Annotated in this window: 19 protein-coding genes and 1 pseudogene; 8 read left to right on the plus strand and 12 right to left on the minus strand. The window is 71.8% G+C overall.

The genetic code is table 11. From position 1 onward, the window contains the following. Nucleotides 1-14: 14 nt before the first annotated feature. The 3 genes from ACGFZW_RS07840 to ACGFZW_RS07850 form a co-directional block, all read right to left on the minus strand. Nucleotides 15-875, minus strand: a complete 861-nt coding sequence (locus ACGFZW_RS07840; RefSeq protein ID WP_393892151.1) for a phosphatase PAP2 family protein — start codon at nucleotides 873-875, stop codon at nucleotides 15-17. A gap of 103 nt (nucleotides 876-978) precedes the next feature. Further along, nucleotides 979-2,028: a LacI family DNA-binding transcriptional regulator gene (locus ACGFZW_RS07845; RefSeq protein WP_393892152.1), complete on the minus strand. Its 1,050-nt coding sequence runs from the start codon at nucleotides 2,026-2,028 to the stop codon at nucleotides 979-981. Nucleotides 2,029-2,052: 24 nt separating this feature from the next. Next, a complete protein-coding gene (locus ACGFZW_RS07850) occupies nucleotides 2,053-3,723 on the minus strand; it encodes a glycoside hydrolase family 13 protein (protein ID WP_393892153.1) in 1,671 nt (556 codons plus the stop codon). Between the two features lie 239 nt (nucleotides 3,724-3,962). Here ACGFZW_RS07850 and ACGFZW_RS07855 point away from each other — a divergent pair, with 239 nt between their 5' ends. Genes ACGFZW_RS07855 through ACGFZW_RS07875 form a run of 5 tightly spaced genes read left to right on the plus strand, consistent with a single transcriptional unit; the run spans nucleotide 3,963 to nucleotide 9,672 of the window. Then, nucleotides 3,963-5,243 (plus strand): extracellular solute-binding protein, encoded by a 1,281-nt coding sequence (locus ACGFZW_RS07855; protein ID WP_393892154.1) that lies wholly within the window; start codon nucleotides 3,963-3,965, stop codon nucleotides 5,241-5,243. Nucleotides 5,244-5,296: 53 nt separating this feature from the next. Further along, nucleotides 5,297-6,175 (plus strand): carbohydrate ABC transporter permease, encoded by an 879-nt coding sequence (locus ACGFZW_RS07860; RefSeq protein ID WP_393892372.1) that lies wholly within the window; start codon nucleotides 5,297-5,299, stop codon nucleotides 6,173-6,175. Between the two features lie 2 nt (nucleotides 6,176-6,177). Next, the gene (locus tag ACGFZW_RS07865) at nucleotides 6,178-7,014 is read left to right on the plus strand and encodes a sugar ABC transporter permease (protein ID WP_393892155.1); all 837 of its coding nucleotides are present in this window, start codon (nucleotides 6,178-6,180) and stop codon (nucleotides 7,012-7,014) included. Between the two features lies 1 nt (nucleotide 7,015). Beyond that, nucleotides 7,016-8,638 carry a glycoside hydrolase family 13 protein gene (locus ACGFZW_RS07870; protein ID WP_393892156.1) on the plus strand — a complete coding sequence of 541 codons (1,623 nt, stop codon included), beginning with the start codon at nucleotides 7,016-7,018 and terminating at the stop codon, nucleotides 8,636-8,638. Then, nucleotides 8,635-9,672: a LacI family DNA-binding transcriptional regulator gene (locus ACGFZW_RS07875; RefSeq protein WP_393892157.1), complete on the plus strand. Its 1,038-nt coding sequence runs from the start codon at nucleotides 8,635-8,637 to the stop codon at nucleotides 9,670-9,672. The genes ACGFZW_RS07870 and ACGFZW_RS07875 overlap by 4 nt, the downstream gene beginning before the upstream one ends. A gap of 15 nt (nucleotides 9,673-9,687) precedes the next feature. On the opposite strand, the gene ACGFZW_RS07880 is transcribed toward ACGFZW_RS07875, so the two are convergent. The 3 genes and pseudogenes from ACGFZW_RS07880 to ACGFZW_RS07890 form a co-directional block, all read right to left on the minus strand. Continuing rightward, a complete protein-coding gene (locus tag ACGFZW_RS07880) occupies nucleotides 9,688-10,326 on the minus strand; it encodes a DUF1266 domain-containing protein (RefSeq protein ID WP_393892158.1) in 639 nt (212 codons plus the stop codon). 75 nt (nucleotides 10,327-10,401) lie between these two features. Further along, entirely contained in the window at nucleotides 10,402-10,650 is a 249-nt protein-coding gene (locus ACGFZW_RS07885) for a DUF397 domain-containing protein (RefSeq protein ID WP_393892159.1), read from the minus strand. After that, a pseudogene (locus tag ACGFZW_RS07890) lies at nucleotides 10,647-11,485 on the minus strand (helix-turn-helix domain-containing protein). Before ACGFZW_RS07890 ends, ACGFZW_RS07885 begins: the two are co-directional and overlap by 4 nt. Nucleotides 11,486-11,639: 154 nt before the next feature. Here ACGFZW_RS07890 and ACGFZW_RS07895 point away from each other — a divergent pair. From ACGFZW_RS07895 to pulA, 3 genes are all read left to right on the plus strand, one after another. Beyond that, on the plus strand, nucleotides 11,640-12,116 hold the full coding sequence (locus tag ACGFZW_RS07895; protein ID WP_393892160.1) for an ATP-binding protein: 477 nt from the start codon (nucleotides 11,640-11,642) through the stop codon (nucleotides 12,114-12,116). 261 nt (nucleotides 12,117-12,377) lie between these two features. After that, nucleotides 12,378-13,787: an alpha-amylase family protein gene (locus tag ACGFZW_RS07900; RefSeq protein ID WP_393892161.1), complete on the plus strand. Its 1,410-nt coding sequence runs from the start codon at nucleotides 12,378-12,380 to the stop codon at nucleotides 13,785-13,787. Between the two features lie 206 nt (nucleotides 13,788-13,993). Continuing rightward, nucleotides 13,994-16,624: a pullulanase-type alpha-1,6-glucosidase gene (gene pulA, locus ACGFZW_RS07905; protein WP_393892373.1), complete on the plus strand. Its 2,631-nt coding sequence runs from the start codon at nucleotides 13,994-13,996 to the stop codon at nucleotides 16,622-16,624. A 136-nt stretch (nucleotides 16,625-16,760) separates the two neighbouring features. Here the strand turns inward: pulA and ACGFZW_RS07910 are convergent, their stop codons facing one another. From ACGFZW_RS07910 to ACGFZW_RS07935, 6 genes are all read right to left on the minus strand, one after another. Continuing rightward, nucleotides 16,761-17,456 (minus strand): TetR/AcrR family transcriptional regulator, encoded by a 696-nt coding sequence (locus ACGFZW_RS07910; protein WP_393892162.1) that lies wholly within the window; start codon nucleotides 17,454-17,456, stop codon nucleotides 16,761-16,763. 70 nt (nucleotides 17,457-17,526) lie between these two features. Then, nucleotides 17,527-18,645, minus strand: a complete 1,119-nt coding sequence (locus tag ACGFZW_RS07915; protein ID WP_393892163.1) for a PDR/VanB family oxidoreductase — start codon at nucleotides 18,643-18,645, stop codon at nucleotides 17,527-17,529. Between the two features lies 1 nt (nucleotide 18,646). Beyond that, nucleotides 18,647-19,561, minus strand: a complete 915-nt coding sequence (locus ACGFZW_RS07920; protein WP_393892164.1) for a metal-dependent hydrolase — start codon at nucleotides 19,559-19,561, stop codon at nucleotides 18,647-18,649. A gap of 160 nt (nucleotides 19,562-19,721) precedes the next feature. Continuing rightward, nucleotides 19,722-21,716, minus strand: a complete 1,995-nt coding sequence (locus tag ACGFZW_RS07925; protein ID WP_393892165.1) for a hypothetical protein — start codon at nucleotides 21,714-21,716, stop codon at nucleotides 19,722-19,724. Between the two features lie 110 nt (nucleotides 21,717-21,826). Further along, the gene (locus ACGFZW_RS07930) at nucleotides 21,827-22,057 is read right to left on the minus strand and encodes a DUF397 domain-containing protein (protein ID WP_393892166.1); all 231 of its coding nucleotides are present in this window, start codon (nucleotides 22,055-22,057) and stop codon (nucleotides 21,827-21,829) included. Between the two features lie 48 nt (nucleotides 22,058-22,105). After that, the gene (locus ACGFZW_RS07935; protein WP_393892167.1) at nucleotides 22,106-25,255 is read right to left on the minus strand and encodes an alpha-N-acetylglucosaminidase TIM-barrel domain-containing protein; all 3,150 of its coding nucleotides are present in this window, start codon (nucleotides 25,253-25,255) and stop codon (nucleotides 22,106-22,108) included. Nucleotides 25,256-25,453 lie beyond the last annotated feature (198 nt).

Consider the following 25,453-nt stretch of genomic DNA (forward strand, 5'->3'; position numbering starts at 1 on the left):
GCCCCGGAAGCGCTTCAGCGGGCCTTGAGCAGGCTCGCGTCGGGGGCGCTCACATAGCGCGCCAGGCGGTGCGGCAGCGTGCCGTACCAGGCGAGGGCCAGGGCGAAGCCGAAGGTCAGGCAGAGGATGCCGCCCACGGCGTCCAGCCAGAAGTGGTTGGCGGTGGCGACGATGACGACCAGCGTCGTGGCGGGGTAGAGCAGCCCCAGGAGCCTCGCCCACAGCGGCTTCGCCAGCAGGGCGATGGTGATGCCGCACCACAGCGACCAGCCGATGTGCATCGAGGGCATCGCGGCGTACTGGTTGGACATCGAGGCCAGGTTGCCGGACGCCATCGAGCCCCAGGTGTCGTGCTTGATCACGGTGTCGACGAAGCCGCCGCCCGGCATCAGTCTCGGTGGCGCCAACGGGTAGAAGTAGTAGCCGAGCAGCGCGACGCCGGTGGTGGCGAAAAGGGCCATCCGAGCTGCGGCGTAGCGGCCGGGATGCCAGTGGTAGAGCCACACCAGGACCGCGATGGTCACGATGAAGTGCAGGGTCGCGTAGTAGTAGTTCATCGACACGATCAGCCACGTCACGGAATTCACCGCGTGGTTGACGCTGTGCTCCACGGCGACGCCGAGCGACTGCTCCGCGCGCCAGATCCAGTCGGCGTTCCGCAGCGCCTGGGTCTTCTGCTCCGGTACCGCGTTGCGGACGAGTGAGTACGTCCAGTAACCGAGACCGATCAGCAGGATCTCGAACCACAGACGGGGCGCGCGAGGGGTCCGCAGCCGGGCCAGGCGGCCACCGCCCGAAGGGTGGTCCGCGCTCTCCCCGTTGGGTTTCGGGGCGGCCGTCCGACCTTCCAAGGTCCTCACATTCGCATCACCCATAGGCAGACAGTCTGCCAGAAAGCGGCATGTCGCCGATCATCCTTCGGGCGGGTATTCGAGGTCCCGTATCGGTCTTCAGGGGGAGGTGGAACCCCCGCCCTCGTCAGGGTGTGCGGGAGGGTTTGGGGACCTTCGCGGCTTTTGGTGCGGAGGCGGTTGAACCGCGAACGACCAGTTCGGGGTGGAAGACGAACTCGCTGTGCGGGGCGGGGGTACCGCCGATCTCCTCCAGGAGCGCGCGGACCGCCGCCTGCCCCATCGCGGGCACCGGCTGCCGGATCGTGGTGAGCGGCGGGTCGGTGAAGGCGATGAGCGGGGAGTCGTCGAAGCCGACCACGGACATCTCACGGGGGACGTCGAGCCCGCGCTGCCGAGCGGAGCGGATCGCACCGAGCGCCATCATGTCGCTGGCGCAGACGATGGCCGTACAGCCGCGGTCGATCAGCGCACCGGCCGCGGCCTGGCCGCCTTCGAGGGTGTAGAGGGAGTGCTGGATGAACTGCTCCGCCTCGGCGGGGCCCAGGTCCAGGTGTTCCTGCACGCTGCGCAGGAAGCCCTCGATCTTCCGCTGGACGGGCACGAAGCGCTTGGGGCCGAGCGCGAGGCCGATCCGCCGGTGGCCGAGCGCGACGAGGTGTGTGACCGCCAGGTGCACCGCCGCGCGGTCGTCGGGCGAGACGAACGGCGCCTGCACCTTGTCGGAGAAGCCGTTGATGAGGACGAACGGCACACCCTGGCCGCGCAGCTGCTCGTAGCGCTGCATATCGGCGGTGGTGTCGGCGTGCAGCCCGGAGACGAAGATGATGCCGGCGACCCCGCGGTCCACGAGCATCTCGGTGAGCTCGTCCTCGGTGGAGCCGCCCGGCGTCTGCGTCGCGAGCACCGGCGTATAGCCCTGGCGGGTCAGCGCCTGCCCGATGACCTGGGCGAAGGCCGGAAATATCGGGTTCTCCAGCTCCGGCGTGATCAGGCCGACCAGACCGGCGCTGCGCTGCCGCAGCCGCACCGGGCGCTCGTAGCCGAGCACGTCGAGTGCGGCAAGCACGGACTGGCGGGTGGTGGCGGAGACGCCGGGCTTCCCGTTGAGAACCCGGCTGACGGTGGCCTCGCTGACACCCGCCTGCACTGCGATATCGGCCAGCCGGGCGGTCATGTGTGGGACTTTACCGTTCGTGTGTCAGATTGCCCACCAGGTGCAGCTGTCACCCGGGAGCACCGCGGTGCAGCCGTCGACGCGCGCCGGGGCGCTGGAGAGCAGCGGCCGTCCGGGCAGCGGGAGTTCGACGTCGTGCCCGAGGGTGTTGACGGTGCACAGCACGCCGGGACGGGAGAACGCCAGCACTCCCTCGGGGGCCGGCTGCCAGCTCATCCGGCCGTCGCCCAGCCCGGGCAGGCTCCGGCGCAGCGCGAGCGCGGAGCGGTACAGCTCCAGGGTGGAGGACGGGTCGCCGGTCTGCGCGGCGACGGTCAGCGCGCGCCAGTCGGCGGGCTGCGGCAGCCAGCTGCCGCCGGGGCCGAAGCCGTACGGCGGGTGCTCACCGGACCAGGGCAGCGGCACCCGGCAGCCGTCGCGGAAGCCGTCCTGCCCGCCGGGGTCGGCGAGGCCGTCGGGGGCGAGTTCGGTGTCGGCGCCGGAGCCTGCGGCACCGAGGCCCAACTCGCCGCTGCCGCCCCGGAAGAACGCCGGGTCCTGGCGTACCTCGTCGGGCAGGTCGGTGACCTCGGGAAGGCCCAGCTCCTCGCCCTGGTAGACGTACGCGGAGCCGGGCAGGGCGAGCATCAGCAGGGTGGCGGCGCGGGCGCGGTCGAGGCTGCCGCCGAGGCGGGTGGTGTGCCGTACGACGTCGTGGTTGGAGAGCACCCAGGTGGTGGGGGCGCCGACGGAGGCGGTGGCGGCGAGCGAGTCGTCGATGACCGAGCGCAGTGCGTCGACGTGCCAATCGGCGTTGAGGAACTGGAAGTTGAACGCCTGGTGCAGCTCGTCGGGGCGTACGTAGAGCGCGAGCCGTTCGGCGCTGGGGGCCCACGCCTCGGCGACGCCGATGCGGTCGCCGTCGTAGGAGTCCAGCAGTTGGCGCCAGGTGCGGTGGATGGCGTGCACGCCGTCCTGGTCGAAGAACGGCAGGACCTGGGTGCCGATCAGCTTGGCCTGCTGGCCGTGGCCGATGTCCGGCAGGCCGGGTGCCTTGACCATGCCGTGGGCGACGTCGATGCGGAAGCCGTCCACGCCGAGGTCCAGCCAGAAGCGCATGATCGCGGCGAATTCGGCGTGTACCTCCGGGTTGTCCCAGTCGAGGTCGGGCTGCTCGGGGGCGAAGAGGTGGAGGTACCAGTCGCCGCGGTCGGTGCGGGTCCAGGCGGGCCCGCCGAAGACCGACTCCCAGTCGTTGGGCGGCAGTTCGCCGTTCTCGCCCTTGCCGGGCCGGAAGATGTAGCGCGCGCGGGCGAGGTCGGGGTCCTGGAACCAGGGGTGCCGGTCGGAGGTGTGGTTGGGGACGATGTCGACGATCACCCGCAGGCCGGCTCCGTGGGCGGAGCGGATCAGGTCGTCGGCGTCCTGGAGGTCGCCGAAGAGCGGGTCGACGGCGCGGTAGTCGGCGACGTCGTAGCCGCCGTCGGCCTGCGGTGAGGCGTAGAAGGGCGTGAGCCAGACGGCGTCCACCCCCAGGTCCTTGAGATAGGGCAGGCGCTCGCGGACGCCGCGCAGGTCGCCGATGCCGTCGCCGTCGCTGTCTGCGAAGGAGCGGACGTACACCTGGTAGATGACGGCGTCGCGCCACCACCTCGGGCCTCGGCCCGGTCCTGACGACTGGCGGGCGGGGGTGGGGGAGGTGAGCTCCTGGGTCATCTGCCGTCCCTGTCGAGGTCGAAGAAGTCGAGGTCGAAGGGGCGGTCGCCCTTCACGCACTCAACGCTCGGGCGCCCGCGGGGTGACGGGGGAGCGGGCCGGCGGAAGGTGCCGTTCCGGCCATAGCGCTGCAAATCATTCCAGCAGTCTTGCAGAAATTTGCCGCAAGGTCTTTCGGTTTGATTGCGGCGCTGTTACGTTCCAGACCGCCATCTGAGGCATTTCCCTAAGGAGTTCACATGCGGCGTGGCATACGTGGCATTTCCGCCACCGCGCTGGTAGCGGGCCTTGCACTGGCAGCGACGGCGTGCGGCGGCGGGGGTGACAGCGGCGGCAACGACAACAGCGGGGGTGAACTGTCCGGAACCGTTACCTTCTGGGACACCTCCAACGACGCCGAGAAGGCGACCTACCGCAAGCTCGCCGAGGGGTTCGAGAAGGAGCACCCCAAGGTGGACGTCAAGTATGTGAGCGTGCCGTTCGGCGACGCCAACGCCAAGTTCAAGAACGCGGCCGGCGGGAACTCCGGCGCCCCGGACGTGATGCGCACCGAGGTCGCCTGGGTCGCCGACTTCGCCAACCTCGGCTACCTCGCGCCGCTGGACGGCACCCCCGCCCTCGACAAGGCCGACGACTACCTCCCGCAGGCGCTCGGCAGCACGAAGTTCAAGGGCAAGACCTACGCCGCGCCGCAGGTCATCGACACGCTCGGGCTCTTCTACAACAAGAAGATCCTCAAGGACGCGGGCGTCGCGGTGCCCAAGACGTTCGCCGAGCTGACCGCCGCCGCGAAGAAGATCAAGTCCAAGACCGGCGCCACCGCCCTCTACCTGCGCGGCGACGACCCCTACTGGTTCCTGCCCTACCTCTACAGCGAGGGCGGCGACATGGTCGACGCCCGCGACAAGATCGTCCAGATCGACGACGGCGCCGGCGTCAAGGCGTTCAAGACCATCAAGAACCTGGTCGACTCCAAGGCCGCCGTCACCGACGCCACCGACGGCCAGGAGAACCAGCTCAAGGCCCTCAAGGACGGCACCGTCGCGATGGCGGTCGACGGCCCCTGGGACATCGAGGGCGCCCGCGCAGGCAAGGCGTTCAAGGACAAGGACAACCTGGGCGTCGCCCCGGTCCCCGGCGGCGAGACCGCGCAGGGCTCCCCGCAGGGCGGCTGGAACCTCTCCGTCTACGCCGGCACCAAGAACCTCCAGGCGTCCTACGCCTTCGTGCAGTACATGAGCTCGGCCAAGATCCAGCAGCAGACCACCGAGAAGCTCAGCCTGCTGCCCACCCGCAAGTCGGTCTACGACGTGCCGGCCGTCAAGAACAACGAGATGGTCAAGTTCTTCAAGCCCGCCGTCGACGGCGCCGTCCAGCGCCCGTGGATCGCCGAGGGCAACTCGCTCTTCGAGCCGATCAAGGTGCAGATGAACAAGGTGCTCACCGGCGCCTCCACGCCCGAGCAGGCCGCCAAGGCGACCGGCGACGCCTACCGGAAGCTGCTCAAGGACTACAAGTGACCTTTGCTGTACGGGTGCGCAGGGCGCTCGGCACCCACTGGTACGCATGGACGATGATCGCCCCGGTGGTACTCGTCATCGGGGTGATCATCGGCTACCCGCTGGTGCGCGGCGCCTATCTCTCGCTCACCGATGCCAACGAAGCCAACGTCGAGCGCACGATCGGCGTCAACCACATCCCGGCCACCTACGAATTCGTCGGCCTGGACAACTACCAGGCGATCCTCTCCGACAGCGTCTTCTGGGACCGCCTGGGCTGGACCGTGCTGTGGACGGTCGGCTGCGTCTCGCTCACCTTCCTGCTCGGCCTCGCCCTGGCGAACATGCTGAACCGGAAGCTGCGCGGACGCACCTTCTACCGGCTGGCGCTGATCCTGCCCTGGGCCATCCCCGCCTTCATCTCCGTCTTCACCTGGCGGATGCTCTACAACGAGAAGAACGGCATCCTCAACAAGCTGCTGGCCGGCGGCGGCATAGACGCCGTCCCGTGGCTCAACGACCCGGCCTGGGCGAAGCTCTCGGTCATCGCCGTCAACGTGTGGCTGGGCGTGCCCTTCATGCTCGTCGCGCTGCTCGGCGGACTGCAGTCCATACCGGGCGAGCTGTACGAGGCCGCCGAGATGGACGGCGCGGGACCCTGGCAGCGGTTCCGCAACATCACGGTGCCGGGGCTGCGCGCGGTGAGCAGCACGGTGATCCTGCTCTCCACCATCTGGACCTTCAACATGTTCCCGGTGATCTTCCTGCTCACCAGGGGCGGGCCGGGTGACGCCACCGAGATCCTGGTGACGTACGCCTACCGGCTCTCCTTCATCGACAGCCCCCGCAACTTCTCCGAGTCCGCGGCCTGGGGCGTTCTGATCCTGGTGATGCTCTCGCTCGTCGCGGTGGTCTACCGCCGGGCGCTGCGCAAGCAGGGAGAGGTGTGGTGACCATGACCCGTAAACGCCACGAGCGCAGCCCGCTCGCCTCCGTCGGCCTGCACCTCGCGCTGGCCCTCGCCGCCGTCGTCGCGGTCTTCCCGCCGCTGTGGCTGCTGGTGACCTCCTTCAAACCGAAGGACGACGCCTTCACCACCGGCCTTTTCAGCAACCCCACCCTCGCCAACTACACTCACGTGCTGGCCGATACCGAGTTCCTGACCTGGTTCGGCAACTCCGTGATCATCGTCGGGGTGACCACCGTCCTGGGTGTGTTCATCGCGGCCACCACCGGCTACGCCGTCAGCCGCTTCCGATTCCCCGGGATGCGCCCGCTGATGTGGCTGCTGCTGATCACCCAGATGTTCCCGGTCGCGGTGCTGATCGTGCCGCTGTACAACCTGATGGCGAGCCTGGGCCTGCTCAACCAGCCCACCGGCCTGATCATCACGTACCTGACGATCGCGGTGCCGTTCTGCGCCTGGATGATGAAGGGCTTCTTCGACACCATCCCGGCGGAGATCGACGAATCCGGCCGCGTCGACGGACTCAACCCGTTCGGCACCTTCTGGCGGCTGGTGCTGCCGCTGGCCCGCCCGGGCCTCGCCGTCACCGGCTTCTACACCTTCGTCACCGCCTGGGCCGAGGTCGCCTACGCCTCCGCCTTCATGACCGGCGAGGAGAACCTGACGCTCGCGGGCGGTCTGCAGACCTTCGTCAACCAGTACACCAACGACTGGGGTTCGATGACCGCGGCCGCCGTGATCATCGCCGTGCCCGCCGCGCTCGTCTTCGCCTTCGCCCAGCGCCACCTCGTATCCGGACTCACCGCCGGCACCACCAAGGGATGACATGACCCAGCATTACGCCGACCCGTCCGCCCGGACGGGCAGCGACCCCGGCGCCGCCCCGACGGGATGGTGGCGCGACGCGGTGATCTACCAGGTCTACCCGCGCAGCTTCGCCGACGGCAACGGCGACGGCATGGGGGATCTGGAAGGCATCCGCAGCCGCCTGCCCTACCTGCGCGACCTGGGCGTGGACGCCGTCTGGCTGAGCCCGTTCTACGCCTCACCGCAGGCCGACGCGGGCTACGACGTCGCCGACTACCGCGCCATCGACCCGATGTTCGGCACCCTGCACGACGCCGACGCCGTCATCCGCGAAGCCCACGGCCTGGGCCTGCGCATCATCGTCGACGTCGTGCCGAACCACTGCTCCGACCGGCACGAATGGTTTCAGCAGGCGCTGCGCGAGGGCCCCGGCTCACCGCTGCGCGAACGCTTCCACTTCCGGCCCGGCCGCGGCACGGACGGTGAACTGCCGCCCAACGACTGGGAGTCCATCTTCGGCGGCCCAGCCTGGACCCGGCTCCCGGAGCCCGACGGGCAGTGGTACCTCCACCTGTTCGCGTCCGAGCAGCCCGACTTCAACTGGGACCACCCCGCCGTCCAGGACGAGTTCCGCTCCATCCTGCGCTTCTGGCTGGACATGGGCGTGGACGGCTTCCGGGTGGACGTGGCGCACGGCCTGGTCAAGGCCCCGGGACTGCCGGACATGGGCCAGGGTGAGCAGCTGAAGCTGCTCGGCAACCAGGTCCTGCCGTTCTTCGACCAGGACGGCGTCCACGAGATCTACCGCTCCTGGCGCACCGTCCTCGACGAGTACGCGGGGGACCGGATCGCGGTCGCCGAGGCATGGACGCCCAGCGCCGACCGCACCGCGCTCTACCTCCGCCAGGACGAGCTGCACCAGGCGTTCAACTTCCATTATCTGAACACCGGGTGGGACGCGGCCGCGCTCCGCGCCACCATCGACGAGTCGCTGGACGCGATGCGTCCGGTCGGGGCCCCCACCACCTGGGTGCTCTCCAACCACGACGTCGTACGGCACCGCACCCGCCTCGGCGGCGGCCTGGACCGCGCCCGCGCCGCCGCGTTGCTGATGCTGGCGCTGCCCGGCTCCGCGTACGTCTACCAGGGCGAGGAGCTGGGCCTTCCCGAGGTCACCGACCTTCCCGACGACGTACGCCAGGACCCGTCCTTCTTCCGGGAGAGCGGTCAGGACGGCCTGCGCGACGGCTGCCGGGTGCCGCTCCCGTGGAGCGGTGAAACGGCGCCGTACGGCTTCGGCTCCGGCGGCAGCTGGCTGCCGCAGCCCGCCGACTGGCGCGAGCTGACCGTGGACGCCCAGACCGGCGACCCCGCCTCCACCCTGGAGCTGTACCGGGCCGCACTGACCCTGCGGCGCACCCACCCCGGGCTCGGGGCGGGGGAGTCGGTGGAGTGGCTGGAGGCGCCGGACGGCGTGCTGGCCTTCCGGCGGCCCGGCGGCCTGGTGTGCACGGTCAACACCACGGGCGCCCCGGTCCGCCTGGACACTCCCGGCCGGATGCTCCTCGGCTCCCGCCAGTTGGCAGCCACGGGCGACGTGTTCGACCTCCCCGCCGACACCGCAGTCTGGTGGGAGGTGTGACCCTTCCCGCGTCCCGCGCCACCCCGCGGCTCGCCGATATCGCCGCGCAGGCGCAGGTCAGCGAGGCGACCGCCAGCCGCGTCCTGAACGGCAAGGCGGGCGTCGCGGCGAGCACCCGGCAGCGGGTGCTCGCCGCGCTCGACGTCCTCGGCTACGAGCGGCCGGTGCGGCTGCGACGCCGTAGCGCGGGATTGGTCGGCCTCGTCATCCCCGAGCTGACCAACCCCATCTTTCCGGCCTTCGCCCAGATCATCGAGCAGTCCCTGGCCGGCCACGGCTACACCCCGGTGCTCTGCACGCAGATGCCGGGCGGCGCGACGGAGGACGAACTCGTCGAGCAGCTGGAGGAACGCGGCGTCACCGGCATCGTCTTCCTGTCCGGTCTGCACGCGGACACCGGCGCCGACCCGGCCCGCTACGCCCGGCTGACCTCCCGCGGCGTCCCGTTCGTGCTCATCAACGGCTACAACGAGCACATCGATGCGCCCTTCGTCTCACCCGACGACGGCGCCGCGGCCCGGATGGCCGTGCGCCACCTGGCCGAACTGGGCCACCGCCGGATCGGCCTGGCCGTCGGCCCGTCCCGGTACGTGCCCTCACGCCGCAAGGCCGAGGGCTTCGTGGCGGCGCTGGGCGAGTCGTTCGGCCTGTCGAGGGGGCAGGCCGAACGCCACGTCCGGCACACCCTGTTCAGCGTCGAGGGCGGCCACGCGGCGGCAGCCACCCTGCTCGACGACGGCTGCACGGGCATCGTCTGCGGCAGCGACCTGATGGCCCTGGGCGTGGTCCGCGCGGCCCGCCAGCGCGAGCTGTCGGTGCCGGGTGACGTCTCCGTCGTCGGGTTCGACGACTCACAGCTCATCGCCTTCACCGACCCGCCCCTGACCACCGTCCGCCAACCCGTCCAGTCCATGGCCACGGCGGCGGTGGGCGCGCTGATCGAGGAGATCCAGGGAAACCCGGTCCAGCGCACCGAGTTCGTCTTCCAGCCGGAGCTGGTGGTGAGGGGGTCGACGGGGCGGGTACGGGGATGAGCGCCGGGCGGGCCGTCAGTGGCCGCCGGTGTGCTGGTCGGCCCGGTGGATGGTCTCCCACGGGACCTGCTGCCAGGGGCTTTCGCCGTTCGCGGGGTCCAGCAGGCTCCGCACCGCGCTGACGGTCTCCTCCTGCGACCCTGACCATTCGCTGCCGGCCGAACGCATCCACAGCTCCCGCCCGGCCACGAAGTCGTCGGCGAACTCCTGCCAGGAGCGGTAGGTCTGCGCCACGGGTGCCACGGCGTTGCTCAGCAGCTGCCAGGCGCCCGGTTCGTCGACGTACCCGGCGGCGAACCCGGCCCGCACGATCCAGACGTAGCGGCCGAAGTCCCAGGCCACCGGCGGGCGGCCGAGGGCCGGAGCCATCTGGGTCCGGTGGCCCTCGGTGGCCAGCCACCGCAGGGTCGAGTGGAAGGTCTCGGGCGAGGTGACGCCCCAGCTGCTCTTCAGGCTTACCCGGGGCTGCGTGGAATTGATCCGCTTCAACGGGTAGAGCGCCAGGTGACGATGCCCGTAGCTGCGCTCCGCGAGGATCGCGTCGAGGGAGACGATCCACTTCTGATGGTCGGTCAAGGTGGCGGGGTAACGCTTGTGCGCCGGCCGTCCGATGGCCATCTTCACCAGCGCGACGGCCATGATTCCTATGTTCATGACACGCCATCCTCACAGAGCCGACCCGTCGGGACGACGCGAGGCTCGGCGGCCAGGTGCCGTACGAGGCGGCGGTCAGGCAGCGTGCGCGGCGTACGACACGAACGCGGCCCAGGCGGCGGCCGGTACGGCGAGCTGGGGGCCGTCGACGTTCTTGGAGTCGCGGATGTGGATGGTGGTGGGGCAGGCGGCGATCTCGATGCAGCTGTCGCCGGAACTGCCGCTGTAGCTGGACTTGTGCCAGGAGAGGGCGACTTCTACGCAGTCGTCGCCGGAGCTGCCGCTGTAGCTGCTCTTGAACCAGGTCAGTTCGTCAGTTCTCATAGCGCTCCTCGCATCTGCTTCAGCAGGCTCCGGGAGTCCTCGGGGGTGAGGGCCTGCGACCGCAGTTTTGCATACCGCATGTGGAGGGTGCTGATCGTCTTTGGGTCGGAGACGAACTGGCCGCTTTCTTGCCCCTCGGAGTAGGCGAACCACTGGATGTCCGGTGTCTCCAGAAGACGAATTGGGCCATCCAGGCCAGCATGAACTCCTCTTTGTAGCGGCATGATTTGGAACTCGACGTTCCGGCGCTTCGCCGTGTACTCCAGCAGCTGGTCGAGAAGTCCCCGGCTGGCTCCACGCCACCCGTCCGTCGCTGGAGGATGTGCTCATCGACGATGAAGCTGAACGCCGTGTTCGGCCTGGTCCGCAGCAGCTCCTGGCGCGCCAGACGGGCCGCCACCTGGGTCTCGGACTCCTCGTCGGTCAGCGGCGGGACGCGCTCGTCGAACAGCGTCCGTGCGTACGCTTCCGTCTGCAACAGGCCCGGAATCAAACGGCATTCGTAGGTGTACAGGCTGATCGCCTGCTCCTCCAGCTCGGCCCACTGCCGGAACCAGGCTGCTAATCCGGGCTGCCTCGACAGATATTGCGCTGCGGCCTTCAGTACGCCGAGCGCATCCAGAACTTCTCCCGCCCGCTCGATGAACCGAGGCGGCGGCAGCCGTCGCCCCTGCTCGATGGAGGCGACCGTCGCCGGTGAGAACTGCACCCGCCGGGCCAGTGCCTCCTGCGTCATCTCCGCCCGCTCACGGAACGCCTTGAGTACCGCCCCGAACTGCTTGAGGCTGTCCGTGGATTCCGGCTCGCCGTTGCCGCTCATTCCGGCCCCTCCCATGGTGTCGTCCGCACAACACGTCCATGGTCACGGTCCGTTACGCGCGCCGTCTACCCCAAGTACCCGCACGCACACCCTCCGTACGGGCAGCGTACGGGCTCCGTAGGGCCGGAAAGCCTGGTCACGGCACCGCGCGGGCATCACCGTGGGGCTCATGTCAGCCCACGCCACCCACCGCGCCCCGCAAGACCCGCTCACCGTACGTATGTTCACGCAGCGTTTCAGCGCCACCCGCCTCGGGGCCCGGCTCGCCCGGCATCTCGCCGTTCATCAGCTCGACCTGTGGGGCTTCCCGTACGGCAGCGAACTCTCCGAGTCCGCCGCCGTGATCGTCGGCGAACTGGCCGCCAACGCCGCCACTCACGGCCGCGTGCCCGGCCGGGACTTCGAACTGCGCCTCACCCGGCTGCCCGGCTCCGCCCGCCCCGGCACGCTCCGCATCGAGGTCGCCGACACCCGCACCGAGAAACGCCCGCCGACCGTCGGCGCGCTCGAACTCCCGCCGCCGGACGCCGAATGCGGCCGAGGGCTGCTGCTCGTCGCGGCGCTCGCCACCTGCTGGACGGTGCTGGACCGGCCACCCGTAGGCAAGATCGTCCGCGCCGAAATCGACCTGCCGGACCATGCGTAGGGCGAGCCCTGTGGGTCCGGTCCGACCGGCCGGGCGCGTGGGGTCAGGCCGACGGGTCGGCCGTCCCCCCGGCCGGCCGGACCGGGGCTTGTCGTTGAACGTAACACCGTTGCAATGTTTTGCGTAAGACCTTGCAACGTGGAGTTCCGCCAGCTAGAACCGTCAGCATCAGGGGCGCAGTCGGCCGTCGGCGCCCCTTCAACGGCCTTTCGGGCACGGCGCGTTGCCGAGCAAGGTCACTCCACCCCCTCAGGAGGAACCATGCTGCACCGGATCAGGCAAGCCACCCGCAGACCCGCGGCTGCCGCCCTCGCCCTGGTGGCGGGCGCGGCGGCCTTCCTCGCGCCGCAGCAGCCGCAGTCGGCCCAGGCCGCGCCCCCCGGGGACAAGGACGTCACCGCCGTCCTCTTCGAGTGGCGCTTCGACTCGGTCGCCGCGGAGTGCCGCAACACCCTGGGCCCGGCCGGATACGGCTACGTCCAGGTGTCGCCGCCCCAGGAGCACATCCAGGGCGGGCAGTGGTGGACCTCGTACCAGCCGGTCAGCTACAAGATCGCCGGGCGGCTCGGCGACCGCACGGCCTTCGCGAACATGGTGGCCACCTGCCATGCCGCCGGGGTCAAGGTCGTCGCGGACACCGTCATCAACCACATGTCGGCCGGGTCCGGCACCGGCACCGGCGGCTCCTCGTACACCAAGTACGACTACCCGGGCACCTACTCGGTCCACGACTTCGACGACTGCACCGCGCAGGTCACCAACTACAACGACCGCTGGAACGTCCAGCACTGCGAACTCGTCGGCCTCGCCGACCTCGACACCAACGAGCCCTACGTCCGTGGCCGCATCGCCGCCTACCTGAACGATCTGCTGTCCCTCGGCGTCGACGGCTTCCGCATCGACGGTGCCAAGCACATCGCCGTCGACGACCTCGCCGACATCAAGAGCAGGCTGAGCAACCCGCAGGCGTACTGGAAGCAGGAGGCCATCTTCGGCGCGGGCGAGGCCGTCTCCCCGGACGAGTACCAGGGGACCGGCGACGTCCAGGAGTTCCGCTACGCCCGGGACCTCAAACGCGTCTTCACCGGCGAGAACCTCGCCTACCTGAAGAACTACGGCGAGGGCTGGGGCTACCTCCCCGGCGGCAAGGCCGCGGTCTTCGTCGACAACCACGACACCGAGCGCGGCGGCGACACCCTCAGCTACAAGGACGGGGCCAACTACACCCTCGCCAACGTCTTCATGCTGGCCTGGCCCTACGGCGCACCGGACGTCCACTCCGGCTACGAGTTCACCGACCGGGATGCCGGGCCGCCCAACGGGGGGCAGGTGACGGCATGCTGGCAGGACGGCTGGAAGTGCCAGCACAAGTGGCCCGAGATCGCGAGCATGGTGGCCTTCCGCAACACCGTGCGCGGCGGCGACGTCACCAACTGGTGGGACAACGGCGGCGACGCCATCGCCTTCGGACGCGGCGACAAGGGCTACGTCGCGATCAACCACGAGAGTTCCGCCCTCAGCCGCACCTTCCAGACCTCGCTGCCGGCCGGTGGCTACTGCGATGTGCAGAGCGGGCGGGCGGTGACCGTCGACGGCTCGGGCCGCTTCACCGCGACCCTGGCCGCCAACACCGCGCTTGCCCTCCACCAGGGGGCGCGCACGGGCTGCTGACACCGGACCCGGCCGGTGACCCCGAGGTCACCGGCCGGGCGGGCGGCACCGCCGCCCCTCGCGAACCGGCCGCCCGGCACCGTCCCCGCCTGTCGGGCGGCCCTCCCACCCGCGGGCGCTCGTACGCCTGCATGCCCCATCCGTACGTCACGTGAAGGAGCCCCTTCGTGAACGGCCCCCTCCGCCGAACCGTCGCCGCCGTGGCCATGGCCCTGTGCGCCACGGTCCTGCCCGGCGCGGCACCCGCGACCGCCGGGCCGGCGCCCGAGCCCGGCACGGCCCTGGCCCAGTGGATCGACCGCGACACCGTGGTCTGGAAGGGCGCAGGACCCGGCGCCGCCCAGCTGGAGTTCGGCCCCGCCGACACCGCGGGAGGTGGCCGCGACGGCCGCCTCCGCCTCACTCCCGCCACGCTCACCCCGGCCGAACGTGCCGCCCACCCGCACCTGAAGACCTTCCCGGCGTTCGCCGTCGACCCGCGCGACCAGCACCTGGCCCGTACCGCCCTGCGCGACCGTCTCGTCGCCACGCAGCGGACGGCGGACCGCATGCTCCGCGCCGTCACCGGCGTCCAGATCCCCGGAGTCCTCGACGACCTCTACGGGCCGGCCGCCGAGCGTGCCGCACTGGGCCCGGTCTTCCACCGCGGCCGTCCCACCCTCTCCGTCTGGGCACCCACCGCCCGCACAGTGGCGCTCGAACTCGACGGGCGCACCGTCCCGATGCACCGGGACGACGCCAGCGGGGTGTGGCGGGCCCGGGGCGAGCGCGACTGGGCCGGAAAGCCCTACCGCTACCTCGTCACCGTCTGGGCGCCCAGCGTGCGCAAGACGGTCACCAACAAGGTCACGGACCCCTACTCCACCGCGCTCACCGCGGACTCGGCCCGCAGCCTCGTCACCGACCTCGCCGTCCCGGCGCTCGCACCCGACGGCTGGGACGGTCTGCGCAAACCCGCCGCCGTACGCGCCACCGCCGACCGCCCGGATCCGCTGCGCAACGCCCGCATCCAGGAACTCCACATCCGCGACTTCTCCGTCGAGGACCCCACCTCCCGCCACCGCGGGCAGTACCTCGCCTTCACCGACCGCGACTCGGCCGGAATGCGGCACCTGAGGAAGCTGGCCCGCACCGGCACCTCGTATGTCCACCTCCTGCCCGCCTTCGACGTGGGCACCGTCCCCGAGCGCAGGTCGGACCAGGCGCACCCCGACTGCGATCTCAGCTCCTACGCACCGGACTCCGACCGCCAGCAGTCCTGCGTCGCGGCGGCCGCCGCCAAGGACGCCTACAACTGGGGCTACGATCCGCTGCACTACACCGTCCCCGAGGGCTCCTACGCCTCGGACCCCGACGGCACCGCCCGCACCGTGGAGTTCCGCCGCATGGTGCAGGGACTGAACCGGACCGGCCTGGGCGCCGTCATGGACGTCGTCTACAACCACACCGTCGCCGCGGGCCAGGACCCGAAGTCCGTCCTCGACCGGATCGTGCCCGGCTACTACCAGCGCCTCCTGGACGACGGCGGCGTCGCCACCTCCACCTGCTGCTCGGGCACCGCGCCCGAACACACCATGATGGGCAAGCTCGTCGTCGACTCCGTCGTCACCTGGGCCAAGGAGTACAAGGTCGACGGCTTCCGCTTCGACCTCATGGGCCACCACCCCAAGGCCAACATCCTCGCCGTCCGCAAGGCCCTGGACGCGCTCACGCCGCAGAAGGACGGAGTGGACGGCAAGTCGGTGGTCCTCTACGGCGAGGGCTGGAACTTCGGTGAGGCCGCCGACGACGCCCGCTTCGTCCAGGCCACCCAGAAGAACATGGCCGGCACCGGCATCGCCACCTTCAGCGACCGCGCCCGCGACGCGGTGCGCGGCGGCAGCCCCTTCGACGCCGACCCGCGCGTCCAGGGCTTCGCCTCCGGCCTCTACACCGACCCCAACTCCGCCCCCGGCCAGGGGACTCCGGCCGAACAGCGCGCCCGGCTGCTGCACTACCAGGACCTCGTCAAGGTCGGCCTGACCGGCAGCCTCGCCGACTACACCTTCACCGACACCACCGGCCGTCGCGTCAAGGGCTCCGAGGTCGACTACAACGGCGCGCCCGCCGGATACGCCGCCGACCCCGGCGACGCCCTCGCCTACGCCGACGCCCACGACAACGAGACCCTCTACGACACCCTGGCGTTCAAACTGCCCGAGGGCACCTCCGCCGACGACCGTGCGCGCATGCAGGTACTCGCCCTCGCCACGGCCGGCCTCTCCCAGGGCCCGGCGCTCTCCCAGGCCGGATCCGACCTGCTGCGCTCGAAGTCCCTTGACCGCAACTCCTACGACAGCGGCGACTGGTACAACGCGCTGCACTGGAACTGCGCCGACGGCAACGGCTTCGGCCGCGGCCTGCCCCCGGCCGCCGACAACAAGGACAAGTGGCTCTACGCCCGGCCCCTGTTGACCGACCCCGCGCTCCGCCCCGACTGCGCCGCGATCAACGCCACCTCCGCCGCCTACCGCGACCTGCTGCGCATCCACGCCACGGAACCGGCCTTCGACCTGCCGACCACCGCCCGCGTGCAGTCCGCCCTGACGTTCCCGCTCTCGGGCAAGGACGAGACCCCCGGCGTACTCACCATGCGGGTCGGCGACCTCGTCGTCGTCTTCAACGCCACCCCGCAGCGCCAGGACCAGACCGTCGGCGCCATCGCGGGGGAGCGCTACGCCCTGCACCCGGTACAGGCCCACGGCGCGGACCGGGTGACCGCCACCGCCTCGTACGCACCGGCGACGGGCACCTTCACCGTCCCGGCCCGCACCGTCGCGGTCTTCCGCCACCGCTGATCACGAGCAGAGGAACCTTCGAGGAGGGGACGCGACGGCGTGCTCGCTGCCGCCCGCCCCCTCCTCGAATCCTCCGAACCCGAGCCGTCGGTTCCTCGTGGCATCGCCTCCCGACGACCCCGCGGCACCCGGCGGCTCAGGCCGGCTGCGGCAACGCCAGCAGCCGGGTCACCAGCTCCCCGAACATCCCGTCCGCCGGCTCGTCCGCGAGCATCTCGCGGACCAGCCGCGCCATGTGCTCGTCATACGCCGCGCTCACCGCCATCAGCGCCGCGAAGTCGTGCACCAGCTGCCGCTCCAGCTCCGCACGGGGAATCTCCCGCCCGTCAAGCCACAGGAGTGCGGTGGTCTCGGCGAGGGAGATCCACGAGCGCACCACCAGCGTCAGCCGGGGCGGCGGGTCGGCGATCCCCAGGTGCGCCAGGATCTGCTCGTAGGCGGCCTGCCGCACGCCGTCGATCATCGCGCTGGTCCGCCCCGACCCGACCGCCGGGCCGCCCCGCATCAGTGCCGAGAAGCCCGGACCGTGGTCGTCGACGAAGTCGAAGAAACGCTCCATGACCCGCAGCAGCCGGGCACCGAGCGGGCCCTCGTGCGGCTCCTCGAAGCGCCCCGAGAGTTCCTGCGCGGCACGCCGCAACGCCTCTTCGTACAGCTGCTGTTTGCCGGGGAAGTAGTGGTAGACGAGCGGCCGGGAGATCCCCGCGGCCTCGGCGATCTCGTCGATCGAGACGTCATCGGGGGATCGCCTGCTGAACAGGTCGAGTGCGACGGCGATGAGCTGCTCACGCCGCTCCTCGACACCCATCCTGCGGCGCGCCCCGGTCGTCATGCGCACCACCCTAACGACCGGGCGCAGCGAGCCCGACGTCGGACTCACACCGCCGGGCCGCGGCACGGCCTCACAGGTCCAGCACCAGCCGACCGGCGCGGGCCCGCGACACACAGATCAGCATCGAGTCGTCGCGCTCGGCCTCCGTCAGCAACTCGTCGCGGTGGTCCACCTCACCGGCCAGTACCCGCTGTTGGCAGGTGCCGCAGAACCCCTGCTCGCAGGAGTACGGCAGATCCGGCAGCGCCTGGTCGCGGATCGCCCGCAACGCCGTGGTGCCTTCGTCCACGGTGACCGTGCGGCCGGTGCGCCGCAGCTCCACCTCGAACGCGGTGTCCTCCCCCGACGGCACGGGCGCGGCCGGCGCGAACCGCTCGGTGTGCAGGGTCAGCCCCTGCGGGCCCGCCGGCAGCAGCTCGGCCACCGCCGCCATCATCGGCTCCGGGCCGCAGCAGTGGACGGCCGCGTGCGCGGGCGCGTCGGCGAGCACCGCCGCGAGGTCCGGCCGGCCGTCCTCGTCCTCGGCGACGACCGTCAGCCGCCCGCCGTCCGCACCCGCGAGCTTCTCCAGCTCCGCCAGGAACGGCATCGAGGCCCGCGACCGCCCCGCGTACACCAGGCGCCACGGCACCCCCGCCGCCTCGGCCTGCCGCACCATCGGCAGGATCGGGGTGATGCCGATGCCGCCGGCGAGGAAGACGTAGGCGTCTGCCTCGTCGAGGCGGAAGCGGTTGCGGGGGCCGCGTACCTCGACTGTGGTGCCCTCGTGCAGCGTCTCGTGCACCTCCCGGGAGCCGCCGCGGCCGTCCTCGATCAGCCGGGCCGCGATGGTGTACGAACCGCCGTCCGGCCGCACCGCGTCGGCGGGCTCCCCGCACAGCGAGTACTGGCGCACGGTGCCCGACGGCAGCACCAGGTCCAGATGCGCGCCGGGCTCCCACGCCGGCAGCGGTGTCCCCTCCAGCCCCTCCAGCCGCAGCGTCACCACGCCCTCGGCGGCCACCGTCCGCTCCGCGACCCGCAGCAGCAGCGTCGCCGCCCGGCGCCGGCCCTGGCCCGATATCGGCTCCTCCAGGGCGGGCAGCGGCCACAGCGGTGACCGCTGGACACGGCGTCGCAGTGCGCGGCGGGCGGCCAACGCGGCACCCGCGACCACGATCACGCTCCCGATACGGCGCAGTGCCGGCATCTCAGGCGCCTCCGTGGGCAGATGCCTCGGCCGCGGTCGCGGCGGGCGAACGGTCGAGGTACGCGACGGCCTGCGCGGTGCTGCCGTGCTGGGAGGGGTGGTACGAGCGGCTCAGATACTGCGGGATGGAGCGCAGCATCTGCCCGGTGGTGGGCAGCACGCCCTGCCGCCCGCCGCGCAGGAATTCCTTGATCTCGGCCTTGCCTTCGAGCAGGGAGGGGTCATGGGCCATGAAGAAGCGGACCCCGCGCTGCCAGAGGAACACCAGCGCGGCGAACGCCGTCGCCCAGGTGCGCACCCGGCGCCGGTATCCGCCGTCGAGGTGCAGGAAGAGGTCGAAGGCGACGGAGCGGTGCTCGACCTCCTCCGCACCGTGCCAACGCAGCAGGTCGAGCATGGTCGGATCGGCGCCCTTGGCGTCCAGCGCCCCGGCGTTGAGCACCCAGTCGCCGAGGAACGCGGTGTAGTGCTCGATCGCGGCGATGGTCGCGACCCGCTCCTTCAGCCACCAGGTGCGGGCCCGGCCCGGCGGCAGGGTGCGGTCGCCGAGCAGCTTCTCGAAGAGCCAGTCCACCTGTGCCGTGTAGGGCGTGGGGTCCAGGCCCTGCTCCTTGAGGTGCGGCAGCACGTCGTCGTGGGCCTGCGAGTGCATCGCCTCCTGGCCGATGAACCCGATCACGTCCTCCCGCAGCCGGGGGTCGCGGATATGGGGCAGCGCCTGCTTGTAGACATGGACGAACCAGCGCTCGCCGGCGGGCAGCAGCAGGTGCAGGACATTGATCGTGTGGGTGCTCGCCGGGTCACCCGGGATCCAGTGCAGGGGAGTGTCCGCCCAGTCGAAGGCGACGTTGCGGGCCTTCAAAGGGGTGTGCTCGGACGCGACCGGCTGGGGCCGCAACGAGGCCGTATTAGACATGGCGTCAATGTACTGGCGGGTAAGCGCTCGGCAATACCCCTCGCACAACGGAAATCACAGGGATGGGACCGCCACGGGGCGCGGGCCGGGCGCGGGAGCGTGTGCGGAGGGCGTGCCGGGGGAGTCCACACCCCGGCACGCAGCCGCCCGGCGGTGCCGCTCAGCGCAGTGCGGCGAGCTTCTTGCCGTCCCGCAGCAGACCGTCCAGCTCCGCCCGGTCACCTGCCCGCGCCCGCACGGCCAGCAGCCGGCCGTCGGCCCGCCCCTGGACCCCGCCGGTCGCGGTGATCGACGTGACCTGCTCGCTGCCCGCCGCCAGCAGCCACCACTGTCCGCCCGCCGCCTTCCACAGCACCCCGGCCAGCACCCGCGGAGCCCGCGGCCCGCACGCCGTACCGCCCTCGGCGCGCGCCACCACCACGCCCGGCGCGTACGGCTGACCGTTCGGCGACGGCGCCTGGAACTGCGCCATGGTCCTGCTGCCCGCACCGCGCCAGGTCTCGGCGCGGGTGCACACCCACGTCGCGGCAGCCCCACCGCTCGCCGCGCCCGCGGCTCCGGGCAGCGGCTGGCGTGCGAACTCCCAGGAGTTGACGGTCCGCACGCCCTGCCCGCGCACCGCCACCAACTGGCAGGCCGTCCGCGCCCACGCCGTGCGGGCCTGCGGCGTGCTCACCCCACCCGGCGAGCGCGGCGGGCCGTACGTCAGCCGGGCCGGCGTCAGCTCACCGAGGTCGGTCAGGGTGTGGCCACCCATCCGCAGCGCCGGCCAGGCCGTGCACTTCCTGTCCGGGCGGGGCAGCGGGACGGGGGCGGTCAGCCCGCTCGCGCCCACGGCCACCGCCTCGCTCGCGCCGGTCGGCTTCAGCAGGTCGACCAGCCGCACCGACCGCACCCACGGGGCCGCCAGATAGCGGATGTTGCCCTCCGTGCGGTTCACCACCAGCGCACCCGCCGACGACGTCTGCGCACCGTCCGTCCGCGCGAAGTCCAGCCCCGCGCCCGAGCCGTCGCTGTGCCCGTCGGCGTCCGCAGCCTCGGCGTAGCGCACCACGCGCAGCCCGTCGTGGAAGAGCACCACCACGGCATGGTCGACGACCCCGGCGAACAGCAGCTGCGCCGGTCCCGCGGGCGGGCCGGTCGCCGTGCCGGGCGTCGCCGAGACCGGCACCCCGGCCCCCGGCCTCGCCCACACCGCGAGCGCCCGCCGCAGCAGCGCCTTGTCGCCGAGCCGGTCGCCCCGTGCGGGCCAGGCGGAGAAGTCCGTACGGGGCGACGTCCGCCACGCCTGCGGTGCGACCACCGTCAACTTGGCCGGATCCAGCGCCGCTTCGGCGGAGGCGTTCTGCGCGTAGGGCGGGGCGGCTGCGCCGTCCGGACCCCAGCCGTCGCCCGGCAGCCCGAGCAACGCCCCGCACACCAGTACCGCCACGCCCGCCGCCAGTACCGCCCGGACATGCTGGCGCCGCCGGATCAGATCCGTCGGGCGGGCCTGCAGGGCGCACGGGTCGAACTCCACCGACTCCAGCAGTGACCGATCCCGGCTGCCGGCCGGCGCCACGACGGCCTCCGCTTCCTCCAGGGCCTCGCGTGCCTCGGCCACGCCGGCGGCCTCCAGCAGACGGCGGGTCTCCGGCGCGCCGAGCCGCTCCAGTTCGCGTAGCACGAAGGCGGCCCTGCCGGGCCGGGAGAGCTCCGAAAGTGCCTGGTCCAGGGCGAGTTCATCGGCGCCACCGGCGCGCGGGAACAGTCGCAGCCCCCACACCTGGGGAAGCAGCGGCGGCATCGCGGGCAGCCGCCATCGCGGACGCCCGGAGGCGAGCGCCGTCCGCAGCACCCGCAGCCGTACGAAGGCGTAGCCGGGGTCGCAGTCCTCGGGGGTGTCGCGGCGCTGTGCGGGGAGTTCGAGACCCCGGGTGGAGGTGCGCTGGCGCGGCAGGCTCCGCTGCACCACCGCGTGCGCGGCCAGCACCCGCCGGCCGCGGCTCACCCCGGGCGGCAGGACGAGATACGCCAGCCGTACCAGCCGGGGGTAGTGCTCGACCAGCGCCGCCTCGGCCTGTTCGACGTCGATGACGTCTCCGGCTTCGATACCGCCGAAGCCGTCGGGGGCGGTGCGGTCCGGTCGCGGGGATGTCGCCTGCTGCTGCTCCACGTTCGGTGAAACGAGTGAATCCTGCGATGGTCACCCGTGGTGCCCATCCGCCCCACGGGTGACATCACGGACCGGAGCGGGCGCACCGCCGCGGTCGCCGAGCCGGTGTCTCAGCGTCGGAGGTCGAACTCGCCGTCCCGTGCGCCGAGGACGAAGGCGCGCCACTCGGCCTCGGTGTACCGCAGGACCACGTCCGGGTCCTTGGAGTTGCGCATGGCCACCGCACCGCGCTCCAGGAAGGCGATCTCCACCGCCTCCTCGGAGTCGCCGGGGGCGCGCTGCCAGGTGGCGTCGGAGATGTCGAGGGCGTAGAGCCACTCCTTCTCAGCTGCGGCACTCATACCGTGATCCCCTCGCTCGTGATCCGTCCCGGTCAGCGTACGCGGTGGTCAGGTGACCTTCCAGCCGCGGAACTCGGCCGTCCCGCGCGCTCCCGTACCGGAGTTGGCGGCGGACTGGTGCAGTCCGGTGTCCTGCTCGGCGGCCGCCCCGGGGACGGTGACGGTGGCGATCTCCCGCCAGGTGGCGCCGTCATCGGTGGAGCACGCCCCGGTGTAGGTACCCGATCCGCCCGCGTCCTCGCCGCGCGTCAGGCGGAGCAGCACGGGGGCGGTGACGCCGGTGATCCGGCGGTAGGTGTCCAAGGTGCCGTCACCGGTGGAGTCGTAGGAGAGCACCACGCCGTTGGCGGGCGTCACCGACAGGTTGAGGAAGCCGCGGCCGTCGGGGGAGCCGGTGGCGCCGACGGCGAGGCGGTTGCGGACGACGAGGCCGGCGCGGGCCCACGGTCCGGTGACGTCCTGCCGGGTCACCTCGGCCGTCGCCGACCCGCCCGGGGCGAGGGCGCCCGCCCGGTAGACGGTGCCGAACTCGGCGGTTGCCTTCCACAGGTCGGACCCGGCGCCGTCGATGGCGAAGCGGTCGTCCAGCCGGCCGAACACCGCCGTGTTGGTGGTGGCCGTCCGCAGCCCGGCGGGCAGCGGCCCGGCCACGAACAGAGTGCCGTCGCGGGTGGTGCGGACCCGCGGCTCGCCCCGGGGGCCGTAGGCGACGCCGAGTTCGTAGGGCAGTGGCCGCAGCGGGTCCCTCAGCGGCTCGGCCGGCGCCGCGACCCGCCAGCGGGCCTCGCCGCTGCCGCCCGCCGGGATCGACGGCAGGGACACCGGGCCCGTGGGGGTGGCCGCAGGGCCGGTCAGCGTGAAGTCGACCCGGCCGGTCGCCCGTAGGCCGCTCTCGTTGCGCAGGACCGCTGTCACGGTGGCGTCGCCGCCCGGCGGCATCGCCTCCGGCGCGGCGGTGACCGTGACGGTTCCCTGGTAGGGCGCCTTCGCGAGGGCGTCATGGACTCGTGTCGCGGTGCGGTGGGCGTCGGCCGTGGGGCGCAGCGGGTAGTTCTTGCGCTCCCGCGTCCAGGGCTCCTCGGTCGCGTACCAGTCGAACGTCTTCGGTGCCCGGCCCGCGGCCAGGGCGTCCGCCAGTTCGTCCAAGTACGCCTGCCACTGCGGCAGATGGACGTCGCCGATCAGGCCGTGCCAGTCGCGGTTGGCGTAGTTGGCGAGTGAGCCGCCGTCGGCGGTGGCGCGGTCCGCCCAGGTGGTGATCAGCGCGCGGGCGCTGTGCTCCAGCCGCGCCTCCTCCTCGGGGCCGGACGCCATCGCCTTGGCGTCGGCCAGCCACGGCCCGAGCAGGAATCCGCGGTGCGCCCCGGTGACCTCCTCGCTCAGCCGCATCAGCCGCAGCCACAGGTCCGACAGCGCGCGGAAGGCGGTCAGGTCGGACCGCCGAAAGGCGTCCTGGAGCTGGGGGATCAGCTGCCAGGACCGGTTGGCCAGGGCCTGCCGGGCGGCGTCGGTCAGGTCGTAGCGGTAGGCGTCGCTGCGCCGCAGCGCGGGGCGGACCGTGAGCAGCGCGGCGAACGCGGTATCGAAGACCGCCGGGTCGAAAGCCGGGGTGTGGGTGGCCCAGCGGGTGCCGGAGCGGGCGGTCAGGCTCGGGCGGGCGGCGAAGACCGAGTCGTGCGGTCGGCCGTCCTTGCTGCTGATCTCGTACGCGCTGGTGCGCAGCGCGGCGAAGGCGGCTCGGGCCTGTGCGTCGTGCTCTCCGTAGCGGGTGTCGGCGTAGTCGTCGAACCAGGCGGCACGGTCCACCGGCCGCTCTCGCCAGGCCAGTTCGCCGAACAGCTCGAACGCGGCAGGGTCGCGCTCGGCGGCCTCCGGCATGTATGCGGTACCGGCGAGCCTGCTGCCCGGCTTGTCGCGCCACGCGGTGAACCGGTCGGCCCACATATGGGTCTTGGCGCCGATGGTGGTGCGTCCGCCGAAGTTGGGGATGGTGCCGAAGGCGTACGGCACCCCGCCCCAGTCCCGCTCCCGGTCGGTGACCGTGTCGAGATCGCTGAGCCCGTCCACGATCAGCATCCGGTCGTGGTCGACGGTGTCCAGCAGATCGCGCCGCGGGTTCTCCTGCCAGCCCAGGATCACCCAGGTCGCGCCGGGGCGGGCGGTGCGCAGGGCCCGCTCGACGGCGCGGGCGGCATCCGGCACCGGTACGTCCCCGGGATTGCCGCCCTCGTGCAGCAGGTCCATCTTGAAGTGCTGTGCGGAACCGAGGAGTTGGTGCTGGTGGCGGTAGAACGCCGCGGCGACCTCGGTGAAGACCTCGGTGCGCGGGTCCAGCCAGTCGGGGCGCTTGAGCCCGGACCAGGTGCCCTGCGGCACGGTGCGGGCCCCGGGGTTGCGGTCGGCGAAGCCGTCCGGGACGGTGCCGAAGTAGCCGGGCAGCACCGGGTGCATGCCCAGTGCCCGCAGTCGGTCGGTGATCTTTCGGCCCAACTCGGTGCGACGGGCGATGAGTTCCGATGAGGTCGGGCCGCCGTAGGCGCTCATGTTCTGCAGCAGCCACCACGGCTGGTGCGACGGCGCGGGGATCCAGGCGCGGGCCTCGGCGTCCGTGTAGCCGAAGTCGGTCAGCACCCGGTGGTAGACGGCTTCCGAGCCGGGTGTCACCAGCACCTCGTTGACGCCGCGCAGCGCCAGCATGTCGATCATCCGCTCCCAGCGGGACCAGTCGGCGTAGGGCGCGGTGTAGCCGTCATGCGTGTCGTTGAGCGCGAAGCGGTGCGGGAGCGCGGTGGAGCGTTCCAGGGGCGCGGCCGGGGCGGGCAGCCGGGCGGGCAGGTCGAGCTGATCGCCGGCCCAGGTCAGCTGGGCCCGGCAGGTGTAGCGCAGGTACCAGTTCACCCCGGTCAGCAGCACCGCCGGGCTGGTGCCCGCGACCGTGATCCGCCCCGTGGTGCCCTCGACCCGGAAGCGCTCGGTGCCGCCGTCCGCCGCGAGCGGCTTCAGGGTGAACTGTTCCGCATGGCGGGGCAGCAGCCGGTGCAGCGCCGCCCGCGCCGGTGCGGTGTCGTAGGTGGCCGCCCGTCCGGACCGGCGGCCCGAGTGCCCGGCCGCGGAGGCCGGAGCCGCCCCGCCCAGCGCAGCCCCCGCGCCGATCGCTCCGGCGGCTCCCAACAGCGCGCGTCGTGACGGTTGGCTCACGTGTGCCCCCACTGCTCGGCAGAAACAACAGAACCGTGCGGGAGCACGCTAACGGGCCGTCAGCCCCGCTCCAAGTAGGCCGGGGCGGCCCGCACCCCGCCCGCCGTAGTGCGCCGCGCGGCCGGATCGGGGTATTTCGCCTGGCCCCGGCCCCCGTACGACCCGGACCTTGGCGGCCCCGGCGTCGGCCGCGGCGAC

This window comes from Streptomyces sp. NPDC048248 (assembly GCF_043201875.1).
Classification (GTDB): Bacteria; Actinomycetota; Actinomycetes; order Streptomycetales; family Streptomycetaceae; genus Streptomyces.